This is a genomic window from Lichenifustis flavocetrariae (assembly GCF_026130545.1).
GTDB lineage: Bacteria > Pseudomonadota > Alphaproteobacteria > Rhizobiales > Beijerinckiaceae > Lichenihabitans > Lichenihabitans flavocetrariae.
The window spans coordinates 695,111-710,891 of record NZ_JAMOIM010000001.1 but is presented as its reverse complement, the minus strand read 5'-3'; the positions used below and the strand labels follow the sequence as shown (position 1 = coordinate 710,891).

Here is a 15,781-nt window from a genome sequence, read left to right as displayed (position 1 = left end):
GTCGATTTTGGATACCGGCTAGCGTGATCGTTGTAGCGGTCGCCTACTGGCTATGGCCTTACGCGGGAGCCTATGAATTGGCCGAGGCCGCGGCGATGCACGATGCCGAAGCCCTGACGCAGCGGATCAATGCGCCAGCGCTCAAACGATCACTGGCGCGACAGATTGTATCGGCCTACCTCAAAAAAAGTGGTCGCGCCGACAAGATGGGCGGGTGGCAGAGAAGCCTCGCGACCTCCGTCGGCGCCACATTGGCGGACCCCTATCTCAATCAATTGCTCGCCCCTGACGCTCTGGCCACTCTGCTCGCACAAGGTCGGATTGGGCAGATCACAATCGAGAACCGGACTGTGGCGATCGACCGCAGCGTCCCGACCCTACAATCCATCTATGCCGCACATTTCATCCATGTTCTCTTCAGCTCGTATTTCGACGGGCTCGCAAGCTTCCGCTTCTCTGTTCCCACGGAGCGGCAAGGCGGTGAGCAGGATTATGGAATTCATCTGCGGCTGAGCGGCCTCACTTGGCGCCTCTCGGGGATCGACTTGCCTGACGATGTCCTGGACCGGATCGCATCCGATGCCATCGCGGCTGAAAAGCGCCCGAGCAAGGAGGGAACCTGAACCGGGCTTGCCGAACCATCGGCTCAGAGAGGAATTCTGACCGTCGCCCGCAAGCCACCGATCGGGGCCTCGCTCAAGATGATGTCACCCCCATGTGATCGGGCGATGTCGCGCGCGATGGCGAGACCCAGTCCTGTCCCGCCGGCGTCCTGATTGCGCGACTCGTCGAGGCGGTAAAACGGCCGAAACACGTCGTCACGCTTCTCGACCGGAATGCCTGGGCCGTCATCGTCCACATGGAGGGTAAGGAAGCGATTGTCGCGAACGGCCTGGAGTTCGATCCTGCTCCCATAGCGTTGCGCATTGCCGATCAGGTTGGCAAGGCACCGCTTAAATGCGTCGGGACGCACCGCAACCGCAGTCTCGCCGCTGATGTCAAGTTGTACCGCATGGCCTTGGCGATGCGCGTCCGCCTTCAACTCGTGAAGCAGGACTCCCATGTCGATCGTGGCCGAGACCTCGCCCGCATCGCCGCGCGCGAAGGCCAGATAGGCAGCCAGCATCCGGTTCATTTCGTCGATATCATTTTCCATTTCGACGGCATCGGGCCCGTCCGCGATGAGCGCCAGCGACAGCTTGAAGCGCGTGAGAATCGTCCGCAGGTCGTGACTGACGCCGTTCAACATCGTGGTGCGCTGTTCCATCGAGCGCTCCAGCCGGCGTTTCATCTCCAGGAAGGCATATCCGGCCCGCCGCACTTCGACAGCACCGCTCGGCCGGAACTCGACCATTCGGCCCTTGCCGAGATTTTCGGCCGCGGTCGCGAGCCGGAGGATGGGCTTGATCTGATTGCGGAGGAACGCGATGGCGATCGCTAGAAGGACAATGGATGTCGCGAGCATCCAGAGAAGAAAGATATGGGAATTGGACGCATAGGCGGCGCTTCGCCGGGCCAGCACGCGCAGCACCGCATCGTCCATCTGGATGCGGATCTCGATCATGCTGGAGCGTCCGACCGTGTCGATCCAGAATGGCTGCCCGATCTGCTTGCGAATCTCAGCCGAGAGCGAATTGTCGAGCAACGAGAAGAAAGGCTTCGGCAGGGGGGGCGGGAGCGGCTGTTTGGGGAGGATGTCGATATCGAGGCCGAGCCGCTCAAAGGCGATCCGTTCCAGGATCTCATCGCCCTTCTCGGGCGGGAAACTACGGTGGAGGTCGACGAGCGCGGCGATGTCCTGCGTCAACGCCACCGAAAGCCGGTACGTCACGGCCTGCCAGTGCTTTTCCATGAAGAAATACGCGATCACGCATTGCAGCAGAACGACCGGGATCACCACGATCAACAGGGCTCGCGAGTAGAGCCGTTTCGGCATCGCGTCGGCGAAGAGGCGTTTGGTCGCGAGCCAGCCGTGCCAGATGTCTCTGACGAGGATCCCGACGCGTTGAGGTCTCCCTGTTCTAGGAATTGACGACCAGGCGATAGCCAACCCCCCTGACGGTCTGTAGGTGGACCGGTTCCGCCGGGTCGGCCTCGATCTTACGCCTGAGGCGATTGATCTGGACGTCGATCGTGCGCTCGTTCGCCGGCCCGGCCGAGCCCGCCAAGGTCTCGCGCGACACGGTCTCTCCCCTGGCAGCCGCCAGCACGGCGAGAATGTCGCGCTCGCGTTCGGTAATCCGGACGAGCGTATCGTCCTGCCGCAACTCACCCCGATCGACTTGAAACGAGAAATCGCCAAAATGAACCATCGGCTGGTCGGTTTTGGCGACGCGCGGCACGGAGCGGCGCAGGATGGAGGCGATCCGAAGCAGGAGTTCGCGTGGCTCGTAGGGCTTCGTCAGATAGTCGTCCGCTCCGGCTTCGAAGCCGCGCACGCGGTCGTCGGCGTCGGCCCGCGCCGTCAGCATCAGAATCGGCACATCGGAGCTACGGCGAAGTTCGGTGGCGAAGTCAAAGCCGTTTTGGCCGGGCATCATGGCGTCGAGGACGATGAGATCGAAGGCGAAGTGCTTGAGATGGCTCTTAGCCTCGTCGGCGTTGCTGGCCAGCGTCACCCGGTAGCCATCCTTGGCCACGAACCGCGCCAAAAGCTCACGAATGCGGCGATCGTCATCGACGAGAAGGAGATGCGGCGCATCGTCTTTGAGTCCCGCCGCCGTCACGTCGAGATCGCCCCCCCGTTCGCTCATCGCCGTCCGAGCCTTGCCGACCGAATGCCCTCGGGCCACACGATCGCGGCGACTCCGGCACGCGCTTCACGATCCACAAGGGCGAACAGGAACTGGCTGGCGGCCTCCTCAGCGCCGGGCGGCAGATCGGCGAGAGCCCGCCTGAATCGTTCCGATTGCAGGCGGGCGAGACTATTCGCCAAACCTTCGCCAGTGGGCGTCACGAAGAGCAGACGCTGCCGACGATCAGTCAGCCCCGCATGCGCCGTCACAAAGCCGCCGTCGAGCAGTTCCTTCATGACGCGAGCCAAGCTTTGCTTCGTGATCTGAAGGATGTCCAACAGTTCGGCGACCGTCAGCCCCGGCCGGCGGCTGACGAAATGCAGAACGCGATGATGCGCGCGACCGAAGCCATAGGCTTCGAGCAGGCGGTCGGCATCGCCGACAAAGTCCCGATACGCGAAGAACATGAGTTCGATCAGGTCGAAGAGCGGTGCCGGTGCTGCCTCCTGAAGACCGGACATCTCCGCCCTCAGATGAACCAAGTTGTCCGTCACATCCTGCCTCGCCGCCAAGGAGTTCCAGCTTGGTGCCAAATCATGTCAGCAATAGCGACGCCCGTCCGGCCATCAAGCGTAGCATAGCCAATGTGCTTGGCTCAATCCTCGCGTCGGCACGAGACCATCGTCACCGCGCGCACTAGGCGCATGAAAGTTCTGTGGTCTTCCGAAAACTCTCATCGAAACCCACCCAGCGCCGAGTGAACGCGGGAACGCGGCTCGCCGGCATCGGCCGGGACACGAGGTACCCTTGCACGACGTCGCATCCGCGCCGTCGCAGAATATCGAGCTGGGAAACCGTTTCGACGCCTTCAGCTACCACACGGCGCGACATCCCATGCGCGAGACCGATGACGGCCGACACGATCGCGTCGGCATTGGCGTCGACCTCCAGATCGCGGACGAAGGAACGATCGATCTTGAGCCAGTCAAACGGATATTGCCGGAGATGGGTAAGCGAGGCGTAGCCGGTTCCAAAATCGTCGAGTGCGATGGAGACGCCTTGCGTATGAAGCCGACGCAAGGCGTGTCCCACATGCGTCGCCTGTGTGCCCAGGATCACCGATTCCGTCACCTCAATGTCGAGATCACCCGGCGACAGACCCGCCCGATCGAGTTTTGCCAAGATCCTGTTCGCCATGTCGCTCTTGGAGAATTCTGCGGCCGAGACATTGACCGCGATCCTGCCGATGTTCAGGCCAAGTTTCCGCCAGCCCGTCAGATCGGCGATGACACGATCCATCATCCGCTCGCCAAGTTGAACAGCCAGCGTCGGATCTTCAAAGGCGTGCTCAATCGCTGCCGGCGCCTGCCAGCCCGACCCGTCATTCCAGCGGAGAAGCGCTTCAAAACCCTCGATTTCTCCGCTCTCCATAAAAATCTTCGGTTGGTAGAATGGCGCGATCGCATCGTCCATCAGGGCCTGCCCCACTTGCCTCAGCACGGCGACACGATGGGCGACGGCGGTGCGCATCTCGGCATTGAACAAGGCGTGCTGACCCGGCCCAGCCTTCTTGGCCTGGTAGAGGGCCAAATCCGCGTTCTTCAGAAGGTCACTCGGCTCACCGACCCCGTCGGGAAAGATCGCGATGCCGATACTGGCAGTGCACCTGAGTAGCCCGGACGGATGCGGGATCGGCTCGGCGAGAACATTGTTGAGGTGTGCAGCCAGCTCATTCGCCTCCTCGGTGCCTTGGAGACCCGGAGCCACAACAGCGAATTCATCGCCGCCCAAGCGGGCGGCCGTCGCACCCACGGGGCTTTCCTGCCGCAAACGCTCGGCCAGTGTTCGCAGAACAAGGTCGCCGGCTGCGTGGCCCAGTGTATCGTTGATCCGCTTGAATCCGTCGAGATCGACGAGAAAAAGACCGAGCGGCTCTTCGCTCTCGGCCAATGTCATGGCTGCGGCCAGAACATCGTTGAACCGATTGCGATTGGCCAGCAATGTCAGAGCGTCGTGGTTCGCCGCATGCCAGAGCCTTTGTTCCGCCAGAACGCTGTCGGTGAGGTCCTGCCAGGTGCCGATGCGACGATAGAGGTGGCCGTGCTCGTCGGCGATGGCATGCCCACATGACCTGATCCAACGGATCTCCCCATTGTCTTTCCTGATGATGCGGAACGTCACCTGCGGCAGACCGGAGGTCTGCAAAAACGTGCTGCGATGCGCGTCAAGAATGACGTTACGATCGTCTGGATGAACCCGCTCGATGAGGAGAGCCTCATCTTCGACGGCCTCAGGCGCCAGACCCATCATCTCCTTGAGTTCATTGGACCATCGACGGGTGCCGTCCAAAAGGTCGACATCCCAAATGCCGACCCGGCTCGATTGAACGGCAAGCCGCAGGCGCTCCTCGCTTTCCCGCAATGCCTTTTCGGCTAGGACACGATCATGAATGTCCATGACGAGGCCGACCCATTCGACACGCGTCCCGCTTTCATCACAGACCGGAACGACACGATCCGTGACCCAGCGCCAAGTTCCGGAATGATGACGGAGACGATAGGTGTTCTCGTAATCCTCTCCCGACACGATGGCAGCTTCACACACCTTGCGGACAGCATCGCGGTCTTCGGGATGTACCGCCTCCAACCACCCACCCGACCCGATTTCGCGATCGGCCATGCCGCAATAGGAGAGCCAATCCGGGCTACTCGCACCTGTCTGGTCAGCGTTCGAATGCCAGACCACCTGGGCAATCGCCTCCACAAGCGCATCGCTTCTCCGCTTTTCGAGCTCCAACTCCTGATTGAGGCGATGAAGATCGGTGACGTCCCGTGAGACCACAAGGATCTGCTCGACCTCACCCCCGGGTCCCCGCATTGGCGTGACAAGGCTGTCCCAGCACTTCATCATTCCCTTCAATGTGGGTGCTGAGCCCTTGCTGCGACCGACATGCCCGTTCCGAGCCGATGCGAGTGCGGCTTCCGCCGCAGCCAGAGTGGCGCCCTCCCAAAAATGCAGCCAGTTCCGCCCGATCAGTTGGCTCGGGTCGGCAGCATCCATCAAGTAGGCGCCGCCGATGTTCACCAGCAGGATGATGCCATCGCGATCAAGGAGCTTGATGCAATCAACGCTCGATTCAAAGACCCGGCGAAGGACTTCCGCGCCTAGCACCTCGGAGACCGGGTCCGAATTCACCGGGAACGCTCGCGAGAAATCGATTTGCCGGAATACTGCATACGACTGACCTATGTGCATCCAGGTCTCGCCCCGCCAAGCCACGGGACGCATTGAACAACGATGGGCGAGGTGGATTACGATTTTGTGCACTTCGGTGGATCAATCATCCTGAAGTAAAAAAGCAGCCTGAAAGGCAGGACCGTCCATAAATTGGCGATCGATGCGATGGTGATCAAAATTCCCAGTCAAGTTTTGCTGTGGAGCACAACGGCATCGCTCAGGCGTCATTGGGGCGCTTTGCTGAAATCCTCGGACGATGCGGCGAGGTGAGATCGTCACCTCGGCTAGGCCAGCGCTGGCTCCCGGGGATTCGTGCATGGTGAAGATGCGGCTTGTCCCGCGCTAGGGATCTTGGTGTTATCCGCGAAGAGCTGTCCGCCGCTCCGGCAAAGGATCAGCGCCACCGAGAGGTTTCTGTGCCGTCGATCGTCATCGCGCAGGGGGGCGGTCCCACCGCCGTGATCAACCAGACGCTATGCGGCGCGATTGTTGCTGCCCGGCAAAACGACGCATCCTTGCGCATCCTAGGCGCCCGCCACGGGGTGCGCGGCCTCATGGCGAAAGATGTCGTGGACCTCACTCAATTGAGTGCGAGCGATCTCGCCCGCCTCGGCAACACGCCCAATTCCGGGCTGGGGTCGACCCGCGACAAGCCGGATCCGAGCGCCTGCGCAACCATCCTGGCCGCCCTCGATGCGTTGGACGCACGCGCGTTCATCTATATCGGGGGCAACGATACGGCCGGTACGCTTGATCTTTTGAGCAAGCGATCGACCAGTGCATGCCGGTTCGTGCATGCTCCCAAGACCATCGACAATGACCTGGTCGCCAACGATCACGTTCCCGGCTTCATCTCGGCTGCCACTTTCGTGGCCCAGGCCTTCTCCAGCGTGGACCTCGACTTTCGCGCCATGCCGGGCATCTACGTTGGGATCGTCATGGGACGACATGCCGGGTTTCTGACGGCGGCGCCGACGGCCTGGCAGCGCACCGAGGACGACGCTCCGCATCTCGTCTATGCGCCCGAACGACCCTTCGTCGTGTCAAGCTTCGTCGCGGATGTCGCAGCAGTCTACGGCAGGCTCGGGCGCTGCATCGTGGCCATGTCGGAGGGCGTACAGGATGAAACCGGTCGGCCGCTGGCCGAGGTCCTTGCGGCGGGCGCACTGGAGCGAGACGCCCACGGTAACGTCCAATTGACGGGTGGCGACCTCGGTCTTGAGATCGGGAAGGCTTTGAAAACGCATTTCCCCAAGGCGCGGGCGCGAGTCGACACGCTCGGCTATCTTCCGCGCGGGTTTCTCGGCACGATCGATGCTACAGATCGGGCCGAGGCCTATGCGGCGGGTGCTTTCGCGGCCGAGCAGGCTCTGACACGGAGCGGATCTGTCGTGTTGCATTACGATGGCGACCGGACGGCTCCGCGCCTGGTGCCACTCGACCAAGTGGCCGGGCAAACACGCCACATGCCCGATAGCTTCTTCAGCAGCGACAGTACGGTCTCCGATGAGGGCCGGGCCTATTTTCGCCGGCTGCTCCCTCCGCGACCGGATCTGTTCACCCCCTTTGTTTGACCGTGCTCGGAGTGGTCGATTGGCGGCCCAAGGGCAGATTCAGGCCCTCCGCCCTCCGAGACCGGACATGACCAGGCGAACCAGAAGGTCGGCCACCTCGTCAATCGCGGCGACATCGAAACTCACGCTGAACGGTGGCTGGCGCAAGCGACCGGCACTACGGACGAAAGCGATCGGCTGCTGCAGGAGCCAGAACGTCGTCAGTGCCACGTCGCGCGGCGCCGCATTCTCTGGCAGGAAGCGGCGCACAAGGATTTCCGCCAAGCTCACCAGCTTGGGTTTCTCGGTTTCGAAAAACGCCAGGTAGATCGAACTCGGGTCCAGTCCCTCCCGCCCGAAGATCCTCATGTAGCGACCCAGGCGCTGGGGCTGGCTCAGGGGGATGAGGAACTGCCGAATGACGAGCCGGAGCGCTTCCTCACGATCCATCGTGGCAATCAGCCTCTCGTCGATCGTATTTTCGGCTTCGAGCTCATCGACAGCGGTGCGCAAGACAGCGCGGTAAAGACCTTCCTTGCCTCCGAAGTGATAGGTGATCGCGGCCTGATTGGCGCGGGCGAGCTGCGTAATCGCGCGCACGGAGCCGGCCGCATAGCCCTGATCCGCGAACACCGAAACCGCAGCATCGATCAAGGCTTGGCGCGTTCCCTCGCGGTTGCCCTCTCGCGGCGGAGCCTCGGGGGCCAATTCAGCTCTCCTCATCGGTGGTGAGACAGTGGTCAAGGCAGCAACGCGCCACTCCCGCTGGCCCGACACCAAGAGGCATCACGGTTTTGTGACTCCGGCAGGTCTGAAGAACAGCGCGTTCCTCCTCAGGTCCGAAGTCATTCCGCATGGAAGTGCAAATGTCATACGATCGTATGACATTGAATATCGCCGGTTTGTCAAAGACAAGTTGCCGGGATGGTTTTGGTCGCGCGGGCCGGACATGCAGCCCGTCCCAACAGCGGCTCGGCATGCGCGCACCGTCCTGATGCCATTCCTGGAGGCTTTAACTGGGATGGAGTGGCGGTTCGCGGCAACACTTCATCGCCGCTCGGCCAGGTTAGGGTTTACAAATTCCTACCGATCGCAAACCATGGTCCTGCCGCGTTCGCGCCACGAAGGTCGATCGCGCCGCCCGCTGCAACCCCGAAGGTGAACGTCAAGGCCGCCACCCTTGAACCAAGCGCAACGAAGGAGACATGCTTTTGAATCTAAGCCTCATCCAGACCGAACTCGTCGCCTGTGCCCTCTGCGAGGCGGATGGCAAGAACCCGGATGCGGATGTTCCGACCGGCGACCACCATGCGATCACGGTCAAGGCCTGGCAGGCCTACGAAGACGAAGCACGCAAGTTCATCGTCGCATCCCGGGCGCTCGAAACCTGGTCCCGAACCTTGACGATGTTTCGCAGCCTTGATGTCTTCGACGAAAAGAGTTCCTCGGCCTGAGCCGTCCGGTTGCGCAGCTCCGTTGCGATGCTCCGGATCGTTTTCTGGTCATGCCGAAGCCGGGTCGCGCCCGGACTTCTTGAGAACATCTTTGGGGCGCGGGTGCAGCCCGACAAGCGTGACCTTCGAAGTGAATGGGACCAAGTCTTACGTCAAAACGTGTCCCAAACGTCCTTCGTCAGCGGAATTTTGAGCTAGGTTCGCCTCCACATCCCTGCACGCCAGTTTTCGCGGCGTGCAGGCCGTAGAGCGGCAATCCAATACAGCCGCTAAACGGCTTCCTTCGCGCGTTCGGCCCGTTTGCGCTCGTTGGGATCGAGCTTCACCTTCCGGAGGCGGATCGACTTCGGCGTGACTTCGACGAGCTCATCCTCTTCGATATACGCCAGTGCCTTTTCGAGGGTCATACGGATCGGCGGGGTAAGGCGAACGGCCTCGTCCTTGCCGGCAGCCCGTATGTTGGTCAGCTTCTTGCCCTTGAGCACGTTCACTTCGAGGTCGTTGTCGCGCGTGTGCTCCCCGATGATCATGCCCTGGTAGACCTTCCAGCCCGGCTCGATCATCATCGGACCGCGGTCCTCGAGGTTCCACATGGCATAAGCCACCGCTTCGCCCGCGTCCGTCGAGAGAAGCACGCCATTGCGGCGGCCGGCAATCTCACCTTTCCACGGCGCGTAGCTGTGGAAGAGCCGGTTCATGATGGCGGTGCCCTTGGTGTCGGTCATCAGTTCACCCTGATAGCCGATCAGCCCGCGCGTCGGAGCATGGAAAACAAGACGCTGACGATTGCCGCCCGAAGGCCGCATTTCCATCATGTCGGCCTTACGCTCCGACATTTTCTGCACGACGACGCCCGAATGCTCCTCGTCGACGTCGATCACCACTTCCTCGATCGGCTCAAGCCGCTCGCCCGTGGCCTCGTCCGTCTGAAAGACGACTCGCGGCCGCGAAACACCTACCTCGAACCCTTCGCGGCGCATCGTCTCGATCAAAATCGCCAGCTGCAACTCGCCCCGCCCCGAGACCACATAGGCGTCCGTGCCTGGCGACTCGGTGATCTTAAGCGCCACATTGCCCTCGGCCTCCTTGAACAGCCGGTCGCGGATCACGCGGCTCGTCACCTTGTCACCCTCGGTGCCGGCGAGCGGGCTGTCGTTGATCAGGAAGGTCATCGACAGGGTCGGCGGATCAATCGGCTGCGCATGCAGGGCTTCGGTGACCTGCGGATCGCAGACCGTGTCGGCCACGTTGAACTTCGACAGCCCTGCCAAAGCCACGATGTCGCCCGCTTCGGCAACATCGATCGGCGTTCGTTCGATGCCCCGGAAAGCCAGGATCTTGGAGACGCGACCCGTCTCGATCAATTTGCCGGAATTATCCAAGACCTTGACGGCCTGGTTCGGCCTGATCGACCCGGAATAGACGCGACCCGTGATCATGCGGCCGAGATAAGGATTGGCTTCGAGCAGCGTACCGAGCATGCGGAACGCCCCTTCCTCGACGGTCGGCGGCGGCACGTGCTTCAGAACGAGCTCGAACAGCGCCGTCATTCCATCGGACGGGCTGCCTTCCGGCGAATTCGCCATCCAGCCGTTCTTGCCCGACCCGTACAGGATGGGAAAATCGAGCTGGTCATCGTTGGCATCGAGGGCGGCAAAGAGGTCGAACACATCGTTGACCACTTCAGTGATCCGTGCGTCCGGGCGATCCACCTTGTTGATCGCAACGATCGGCTTCAGCCCGATCTTCAGTGCTTTGCCGACGACGAATTTCGTCTGCGGCATCGGGCCCTCGGCGGCATCGACCAACACGATCACGCCGTCGACCATGGAGAGAATGCGTTCCACCTCACCGCCGAAATCGGCATGGCCGGGGGTATCGACGATGTTGATGCGGGTGTCGTTCCAGACCACCGAGGTGGCCTTGGCCAGGATCGTGATACCCCGCTCCTTTTCGAGATCGTTCGAATCCATGACGCGCTCAGCCACACGCTGGTTTTCACGGAAGGCGCCGGATTGCTGGAGCAGCTTGTCGACGAGCGTGGTCTTGCCGTGGTCGACGTGGGCGATGATGGCGATATTGCGAAGATCCATGGAGCCGAAATCTTGAGAGGACGGAGGGGTCTCGAACCCCTCCTGACATGGGGATCATGACACGCGAATGAAAACGCGCAGGCGCATTGTGCTGCACCCGCGACGTCCCTTCTCGCATTTGCGAAATGCCATAGCTCAAAAAAGGCGGTTTGGAAATGGGATGCTCGCGAACTAGCTCAGCAAAAGTGTCGTGGGATGGACCCAGGCGTCTCAGCATTCGATCGAAAAACCGATCCATCACCCACATGAGGTGCTTCGACTTCACTCGGCAATGCTTACGCCTACCGATCGGAGTCCGCTTCGCTTCATCTGCCGAGATGAGGCTATCGCGGCACGAGGGTCGCCGCGACACAATGGGCATTTGGATGAACCGACGTCATCGCAATCCAACGCAAAAAGCTGAGAGACGTCTAACGTCATGACGTCAATCGAACGTCGGCACCGTAGACTCCAAGCCCCGCGCTTCAGTCGACCATCACGACATGCTTCGGCTTAGGGGTCACGACCTCGCTCTGTGGGGTCGGGTCCAACATTGATCTACGATCCCGTATCGCTTCGCGAACCTGATGCAGCGCAAGCCCGAGCGCACCGATGCAACGCTCGTCCAGCCCTCGGCTGTTGTCCTCGTGCAGCGCTTTCGCGACGATTTCATCCGTCTCGTTCTCAAGCGCACTGACCATCGGCAGAGAGGGTGCAAGCCGGACGAGCTTCATGATTTCCAGCAATCGGCCCGTCAGTTGCTCGACGGCGCGGGCGCCCTGAGCATTGATCCGGCTCAGGACCGCGGTCGCGCCGGAGGCCAGCACACCAAGGAACATGGCGCTCATGTAGATGTAATCGCCGTACTGATCCAGGAAGGTCTCCTCCTCGTCGTCGATATAGGCCGCGGTTCCAGGGTGCGCAGGGAGTGGAGTTCCCTTGTCGGTCGAAGGGGCCTCGATCCGACGGGCGATGGGGTCGAGCGCGACGAGAGCGCTGCGTTCCGACAAGAAGAACCGCGTCACATCTGCGACAAGCGATTGGCCGAGCACGGAACTCGCCACGAGACGATGGGTCACGGAGAGCGTGTTGAATTCCTCGGCAGGCTGGGGAGGCGACCCGCGAAACGCGCCTTTGACCACCTCGAACGAGTCATAGGCCGGCGAACGTTGCGCAATGGCGTCCGCATCCGGCACCGCGAGGAATACGGGTGGGCCCTCACCCGCCTGACTGGCAACCTTCACGGTCTCCTGGACCACGGAACCCGAGATGATGCCCACCACCAAAGCGGCATCGATCTGCTTCGATTTGAAGGCTTCCGCCAAATGATCCGGCGTGACCGGGACGCTTTTCACATCCTCGGCAGTGACGTCATATTGGCCGAGCGCGGTGTCGAGCAGCGGACGATTATTACCGTGGCCTTCGAGCAGGCCGACCGTATGTCCGCGTAGGTCGCTAATGTCCTTCAATGCGCTTCCGCCCGGGGCAACGAGAAGCGCCGCGTCGCGGTGAAGGATCACAACGGTCTGCCCCTGAGCCGGCATGACGTCGTCCGTCCGCACGACCGCCATATCGACGTTGCCGTTGTCGAGGCTCGCGGAGGCCGCCTTGGCATCCGCAACCCCAACCACCTTGAAGCGTATCGGATGATGTCCGTGCCGCACGACCTTGCTGGCGGCGGACAGAAGCGAGTTGTCGCCATGATCGTCGCTGGGTATGGCGACCCGCACGATCGTCGGCCGCTCGACAAAGAACAGAGCGCTTCCCCCGACGCAAGCCAGGATCAGAACGCCGCACACCACCGCGAGCATCATGGATCGGCGCATGACCCGTTTTCCTCCCTGCCTCCCTGGTCCGATCACGTCTTTTGGGGAGAGCGGGGTTATTGTGTGGCGGCGTCAGACCCGCGGCAATGCCTGCACTTCCTTCGCTCGATCAATTGGCAAACCGGAAGTGCAGCACGTCGCCATCGGTGACGACGTAATCCTTACCTTCCAGCCGAAATTTTCCCGCTTCCCGCGCACCAGCCTCGCCCTTACTGGCCACGTAATCGTCATAGCCAATGGTCTCGGCCCGGATAAAGCCCTTCTCGAAATCAGTATGGATCACACCGGCGGCCTGGGGGGCGCGGGTGCCGCGCGTCACCGTCCAGGCGCGCGCCTCCTTCGGGCCGACCGTAAAAAATGTGAGCAGGCCCAAAAGTTTATAGCCGGCCCGGATGACCCGGTTCAAACCGGGTTCGGCCAGACCGACCGCCTCGAGGTAGTCGCGTTGATCCGCCGCAGGCAGCACCGCGATTTCACTCTCGATCTTGGCCGAGACCACGACGCTGACGGCGCCTTCTTGGGCCGCTCGCCCGGCGACGGTCTCGGCGAAGGCATTCCCCTTGTCGGCCGCCGCTTCTTCCACATTGCACACGTAGAGGACGGGTTTCGATGAAAGGAGACCGAGCCCCACAAAGGCCTTGCGCTCCTCGGGTTTGACCTCGGCCAGGCGCGCGGGACGTCCTTCGCGCAGAAGGACGAGGCAGCGCGAGACGAGGTCGAACAGTTCCTTGGCGTCCTTGTCGCCGCCCTTGGCGCGCTTCTCCAGCGCAACCACCCGTTTTTCCAGCGAGTCGAGATCCGCCAGCATCAGCTCCGTCTCGATCGTCTCAATATCGGCGAGCGGATCGATCATTCCCTCGACATGGGTGATGTCGCTGTCCTCGAAGCAGCGGACCACATGCGCGATAGCGTCGCATTCGCGGATATTGGCCAGGAACTGATTGCCAAGCCCCTCGCCCTTGGAAGCACCGCGCACGAGGCCGGCGATATCCACGAAGGTCAAGCGAGTCGGGATGATCTCCTTCGAGCCTGCGATCGGCGCCAACGTGTCCAGACGCGGGTCCGGAACCGCGACGTCGCCCACATTGGGTTCGATGGTGCAGAACGGATAATTCGCCGCCTGCGCGGCTGCTGTCTGGGTCAGTGCATTGAACAGCGTCGACTTACCGACGTTGGGCAATCCGACGATGCCGCATTTGAAACCCATCATACCCTCGATCTGTTTACCGGGCCGGACTCGCCGGCTTCAGGCTTTCGGAAGCTCGGCTTCCGTGGCGCGAAACACTTTGTTTTGAAACGTGGCATCCTGCTTGCCGACCAGCAAGCCAACATCGTTTGCGACGGCCTCACAGAGGGCTCGCACCCACGGCCGCTCGTCTTTGGCGAAGTCACTCAGCACATAGGCATGCACAAGCGCCTTGTCTCCCGGATGGCCGATGCCAAGCCGCACCCGCTTGTAGTCGTTACCACAGAGGGCCGTGATCGACCGCAGCCCGTTGTGGCCCGCATTGCCGCCCCCGACCTTGACCCGAAGCCGGCCAGCGTCGAGATCGAGCTCGTCATGGAAAACCACGGTGTCGGCCATCCCGACCTTATAGAAACGCGCGGCATCCCCGACAGCGCGGCCGCTCTCGTTCATGAAGGTTGTGGGCTTCAGCAGCAGCACGCGCTCGCCATCGATCAGGCCTTCGCTGGCGAGGCCCTGGAACTTCGTGCGGAATGCGGGAAAACGATGCAGGCGCGCAATCGCGTCAATCGCCATGAAGCCGATGTTATGACGGTTGCCACTATATTGGGACCCAGGATTGCCGAGGCCGGCGAAGATCAGCATGGGGCGCCATCAGATCTGCGGTCGATGTGAGAGGCTCACCCGAGCCGTCACCAATGCCCGACGCGCCAGGGTCGAAAACAGGAAAGCCGCCGCACGACACAAACGTCGAGCGGCGGCCCATGAGGAGTCGGCTTACTTCTTTGCAGCAGGCTTGGCCGCAGCGGCAGGCTTCGCGCCAGCGGCTGGCTTGGCCGCAGCAGCCGTCGCACCCTTCGCGGCGCCACCCTTGGCCGGTGCGCCCTTGCCGCCGGTAGCAGCAGCCGCAGCCGCAGCTTCCGCCGCCAGAGCAGCCGGCGTGCCAGGCTCTTCGGTCATGGTCGTCGGCGCCACCACGGTCACGACTGTAAAGTCACGATCGCGAATGGTCGGCTTGCAACCTTCGGGGAGCGCGATGGCCGAGATGTGAATGGAATCACCGATCTCGACCCCGGCCAGATCGACCGTCAGACTGTCGGGGATGTTGTCGGCCGGCACCATCATCTCGATGGCATGCTGCACGACGTTGAGCGTACCGCCCAGCTTGATACCCGGAGCCGTGTCACCGTTGATGAAGTGAACCGGCACCGCGACCTTCAGCTTCGAGCCTGCACGAAGGCGCAGGAAGTCCACATGCATCGGCGTGTCCTTGACGACGTCGAGCTGGTAGTCGCGCGGGATCACGCGCTCCTTGCGGCCTTCGATGTCGAGCTCGAAGATCGTGGTCAGGAAATGACCCGCATAAATCAGCTTGTGAGCTTCATTGTATTCGAGTGAAATCGGCTCGGGCGCTTCGCCGCCGCCGTAAATCACACCCGGTACCCGACCTCCGCGACGAACGCTGCGAGCGGCCCCCTTGCCTGTCCCGCTGCGCACCGCGGCGGCGAGTGTCTTCATCGCTGCCATGGTGAACCTCAATAAAAATGGCCGCTCTGAGCGGCCGTCAACAACGCGCGCCCTCGCCTCCAGGGGTGTCGGAAACGGGCGCGCTGCGACCTCATAAGCGGGACAGCCGCAAAACACAAGCTAGGCGAACGCGCGGCCGGCGGAGAATGGACTGATCCCCGAACCAATTCGGCGGATCATAGTCAAGCTTC

Annotated in this window: 13 protein-coding genes; 3 read left to right on the top strand and 10 right to left on the bottom strand. The window is 61.9% G+C overall.

All coding sequences use genetic code 11. The annotated features are described in order from the left end of the window. Positions 1-23 precede the first annotated feature (23 nt). Entirely contained in the window at positions 24-623 is a 600-nt protein-coding gene (locus M8523_RS03305; protein WP_282583376.1) for a DUF2939 domain-containing protein, read from the top strand. A gap of 23 nt (positions 624-646) precedes the next feature. Here the strand turns inward: M8523_RS03305 and M8523_RS03300 are convergent, their stop codons facing one another. From M8523_RS03300 to M8523_RS03285, 4 genes are all read right to left on the bottom strand, one after another. Further along, positions 647-1,996, bottom strand: coding sequence for an ATP-binding protein (locus tag M8523_RS03300; RefSeq protein WP_428349731.1), 1,350 nt, complete (start codon positions 1,994-1,996; stop codon positions 647-649). Between the two features lie 25 nt (positions 1,997-2,021). Continuing rightward, positions 2,022-2,753, bottom strand: a complete 732-nt coding sequence (locus M8523_RS03295; RefSeq protein ID WP_282583375.1) for a response regulator transcription factor — start codon at positions 2,751-2,753, stop codon at positions 2,022-2,024. Continuing rightward, entirely contained in the window at positions 2,750-3,256 is a 507-nt protein-coding gene (locus tag M8523_RS03290; protein ID WP_282583429.1) for a MarR family winged helix-turn-helix transcriptional regulator, read from the bottom strand. The genes M8523_RS03295 and M8523_RS03290 overlap by 4 nt, the downstream gene beginning before the upstream one ends. A gap of 175 nt (positions 3,257-3,431) precedes the next feature. Then, a complete protein-coding gene (locus tag M8523_RS03285; protein WP_282583374.1) occupies positions 3,432-5,930 on the bottom strand; it encodes a sensor domain-containing protein in 2,499 nt (832 codons plus the stop codon). Between the two features lie 458 nt (positions 5,931-6,388). On the opposite strand from M8523_RS03285, the gene M8523_RS03280 reads away from it, so the two are divergent. After that, positions 6,389-7,546: a diphosphate--fructose-6-phosphate 1-phosphotransferase gene (locus M8523_RS03280; RefSeq protein ID WP_282583373.1), complete on the top strand. Its 1,158-nt coding sequence runs from the start codon at positions 6,389-6,391 to the stop codon at positions 7,544-7,546. Between the two features lie 39 nt (positions 7,547-7,585). Here the strand turns inward: M8523_RS03280 and M8523_RS03275 are convergent, their stop codons facing one another. Beyond that, positions 7,586-8,233 carry a TetR/AcrR family transcriptional regulator gene (locus M8523_RS03275; RefSeq protein ID WP_282583372.1) on the bottom strand — a complete coding sequence of 216 codons (648 nt, stop codon included), beginning with the start codon at positions 8,231-8,233 and terminating at the stop codon, positions 7,586-7,588. A 497-nt stretch (positions 8,234-8,730) separates the two neighbouring features. Here M8523_RS03275 and M8523_RS03270 point away from each other — a divergent pair, with 497 nt between their 5' ends. Further along, entirely contained in the window at positions 8,731-8,979 is a 249-nt protein-coding gene (locus M8523_RS03270; RefSeq protein ID WP_282583371.1) for a hypothetical protein, read from the top strand. A gap of 269 nt (positions 8,980-9,248) precedes the next feature. On the opposite strand, the gene typA is transcribed toward M8523_RS03270, so the two are convergent. The 5 genes from typA to M8523_RS03245 all read right to left on the bottom strand — a co-directional run bounded on the left by typA (position 9,249) and on the right by M8523_RS03245 (position 15,590). Continuing rightward, positions 9,249-11,072, bottom strand: coding sequence for a translational GTPase TypA (gene typA, locus M8523_RS03265; RefSeq protein WP_282583370.1), 1,824 nt, complete (start codon positions 11,070-11,072; stop codon positions 9,249-9,251). A gap of 464 nt (positions 11,073-11,536) precedes the next feature. Continuing rightward, a complete protein-coding gene (locus M8523_RS03260) occupies positions 11,537-12,877 on the bottom strand; it encodes a TAXI family TRAP transporter solute-binding subunit (protein ID WP_282583369.1) in 1,341 nt (446 codons plus the stop codon). 109 nt (positions 12,878-12,986) lie between these two features. Next, positions 12,987-14,084, bottom strand: coding sequence for a redox-regulated ATPase YchF (gene ychF, locus M8523_RS03255; protein WP_282583428.1), 1,098 nt, complete (start codon positions 14,082-14,084; stop codon positions 12,987-12,989). Positions 14,085-14,123: 39 nt separating this feature from the next. Then, the gene (gene pth / locus M8523_RS03250) at positions 14,124-14,708 is read right to left on the bottom strand and encodes an aminoacyl-tRNA hydrolase (RefSeq protein ID WP_282583368.1); all 585 of its coding nucleotides are present in this window, start codon (positions 14,706-14,708) and stop codon (positions 14,124-14,126) included. A gap of 132 nt (positions 14,709-14,840) precedes the next feature. Then, positions 14,841-15,590 (bottom strand): 50S ribosomal protein L25/general stress protein Ctc, encoded by a 750-nt coding sequence (locus M8523_RS03245; protein ID WP_282583367.1) that lies wholly within the window; start codon positions 15,588-15,590, stop codon positions 14,841-14,843. Positions 15,591-15,781 lie beyond the last annotated feature (191 nt).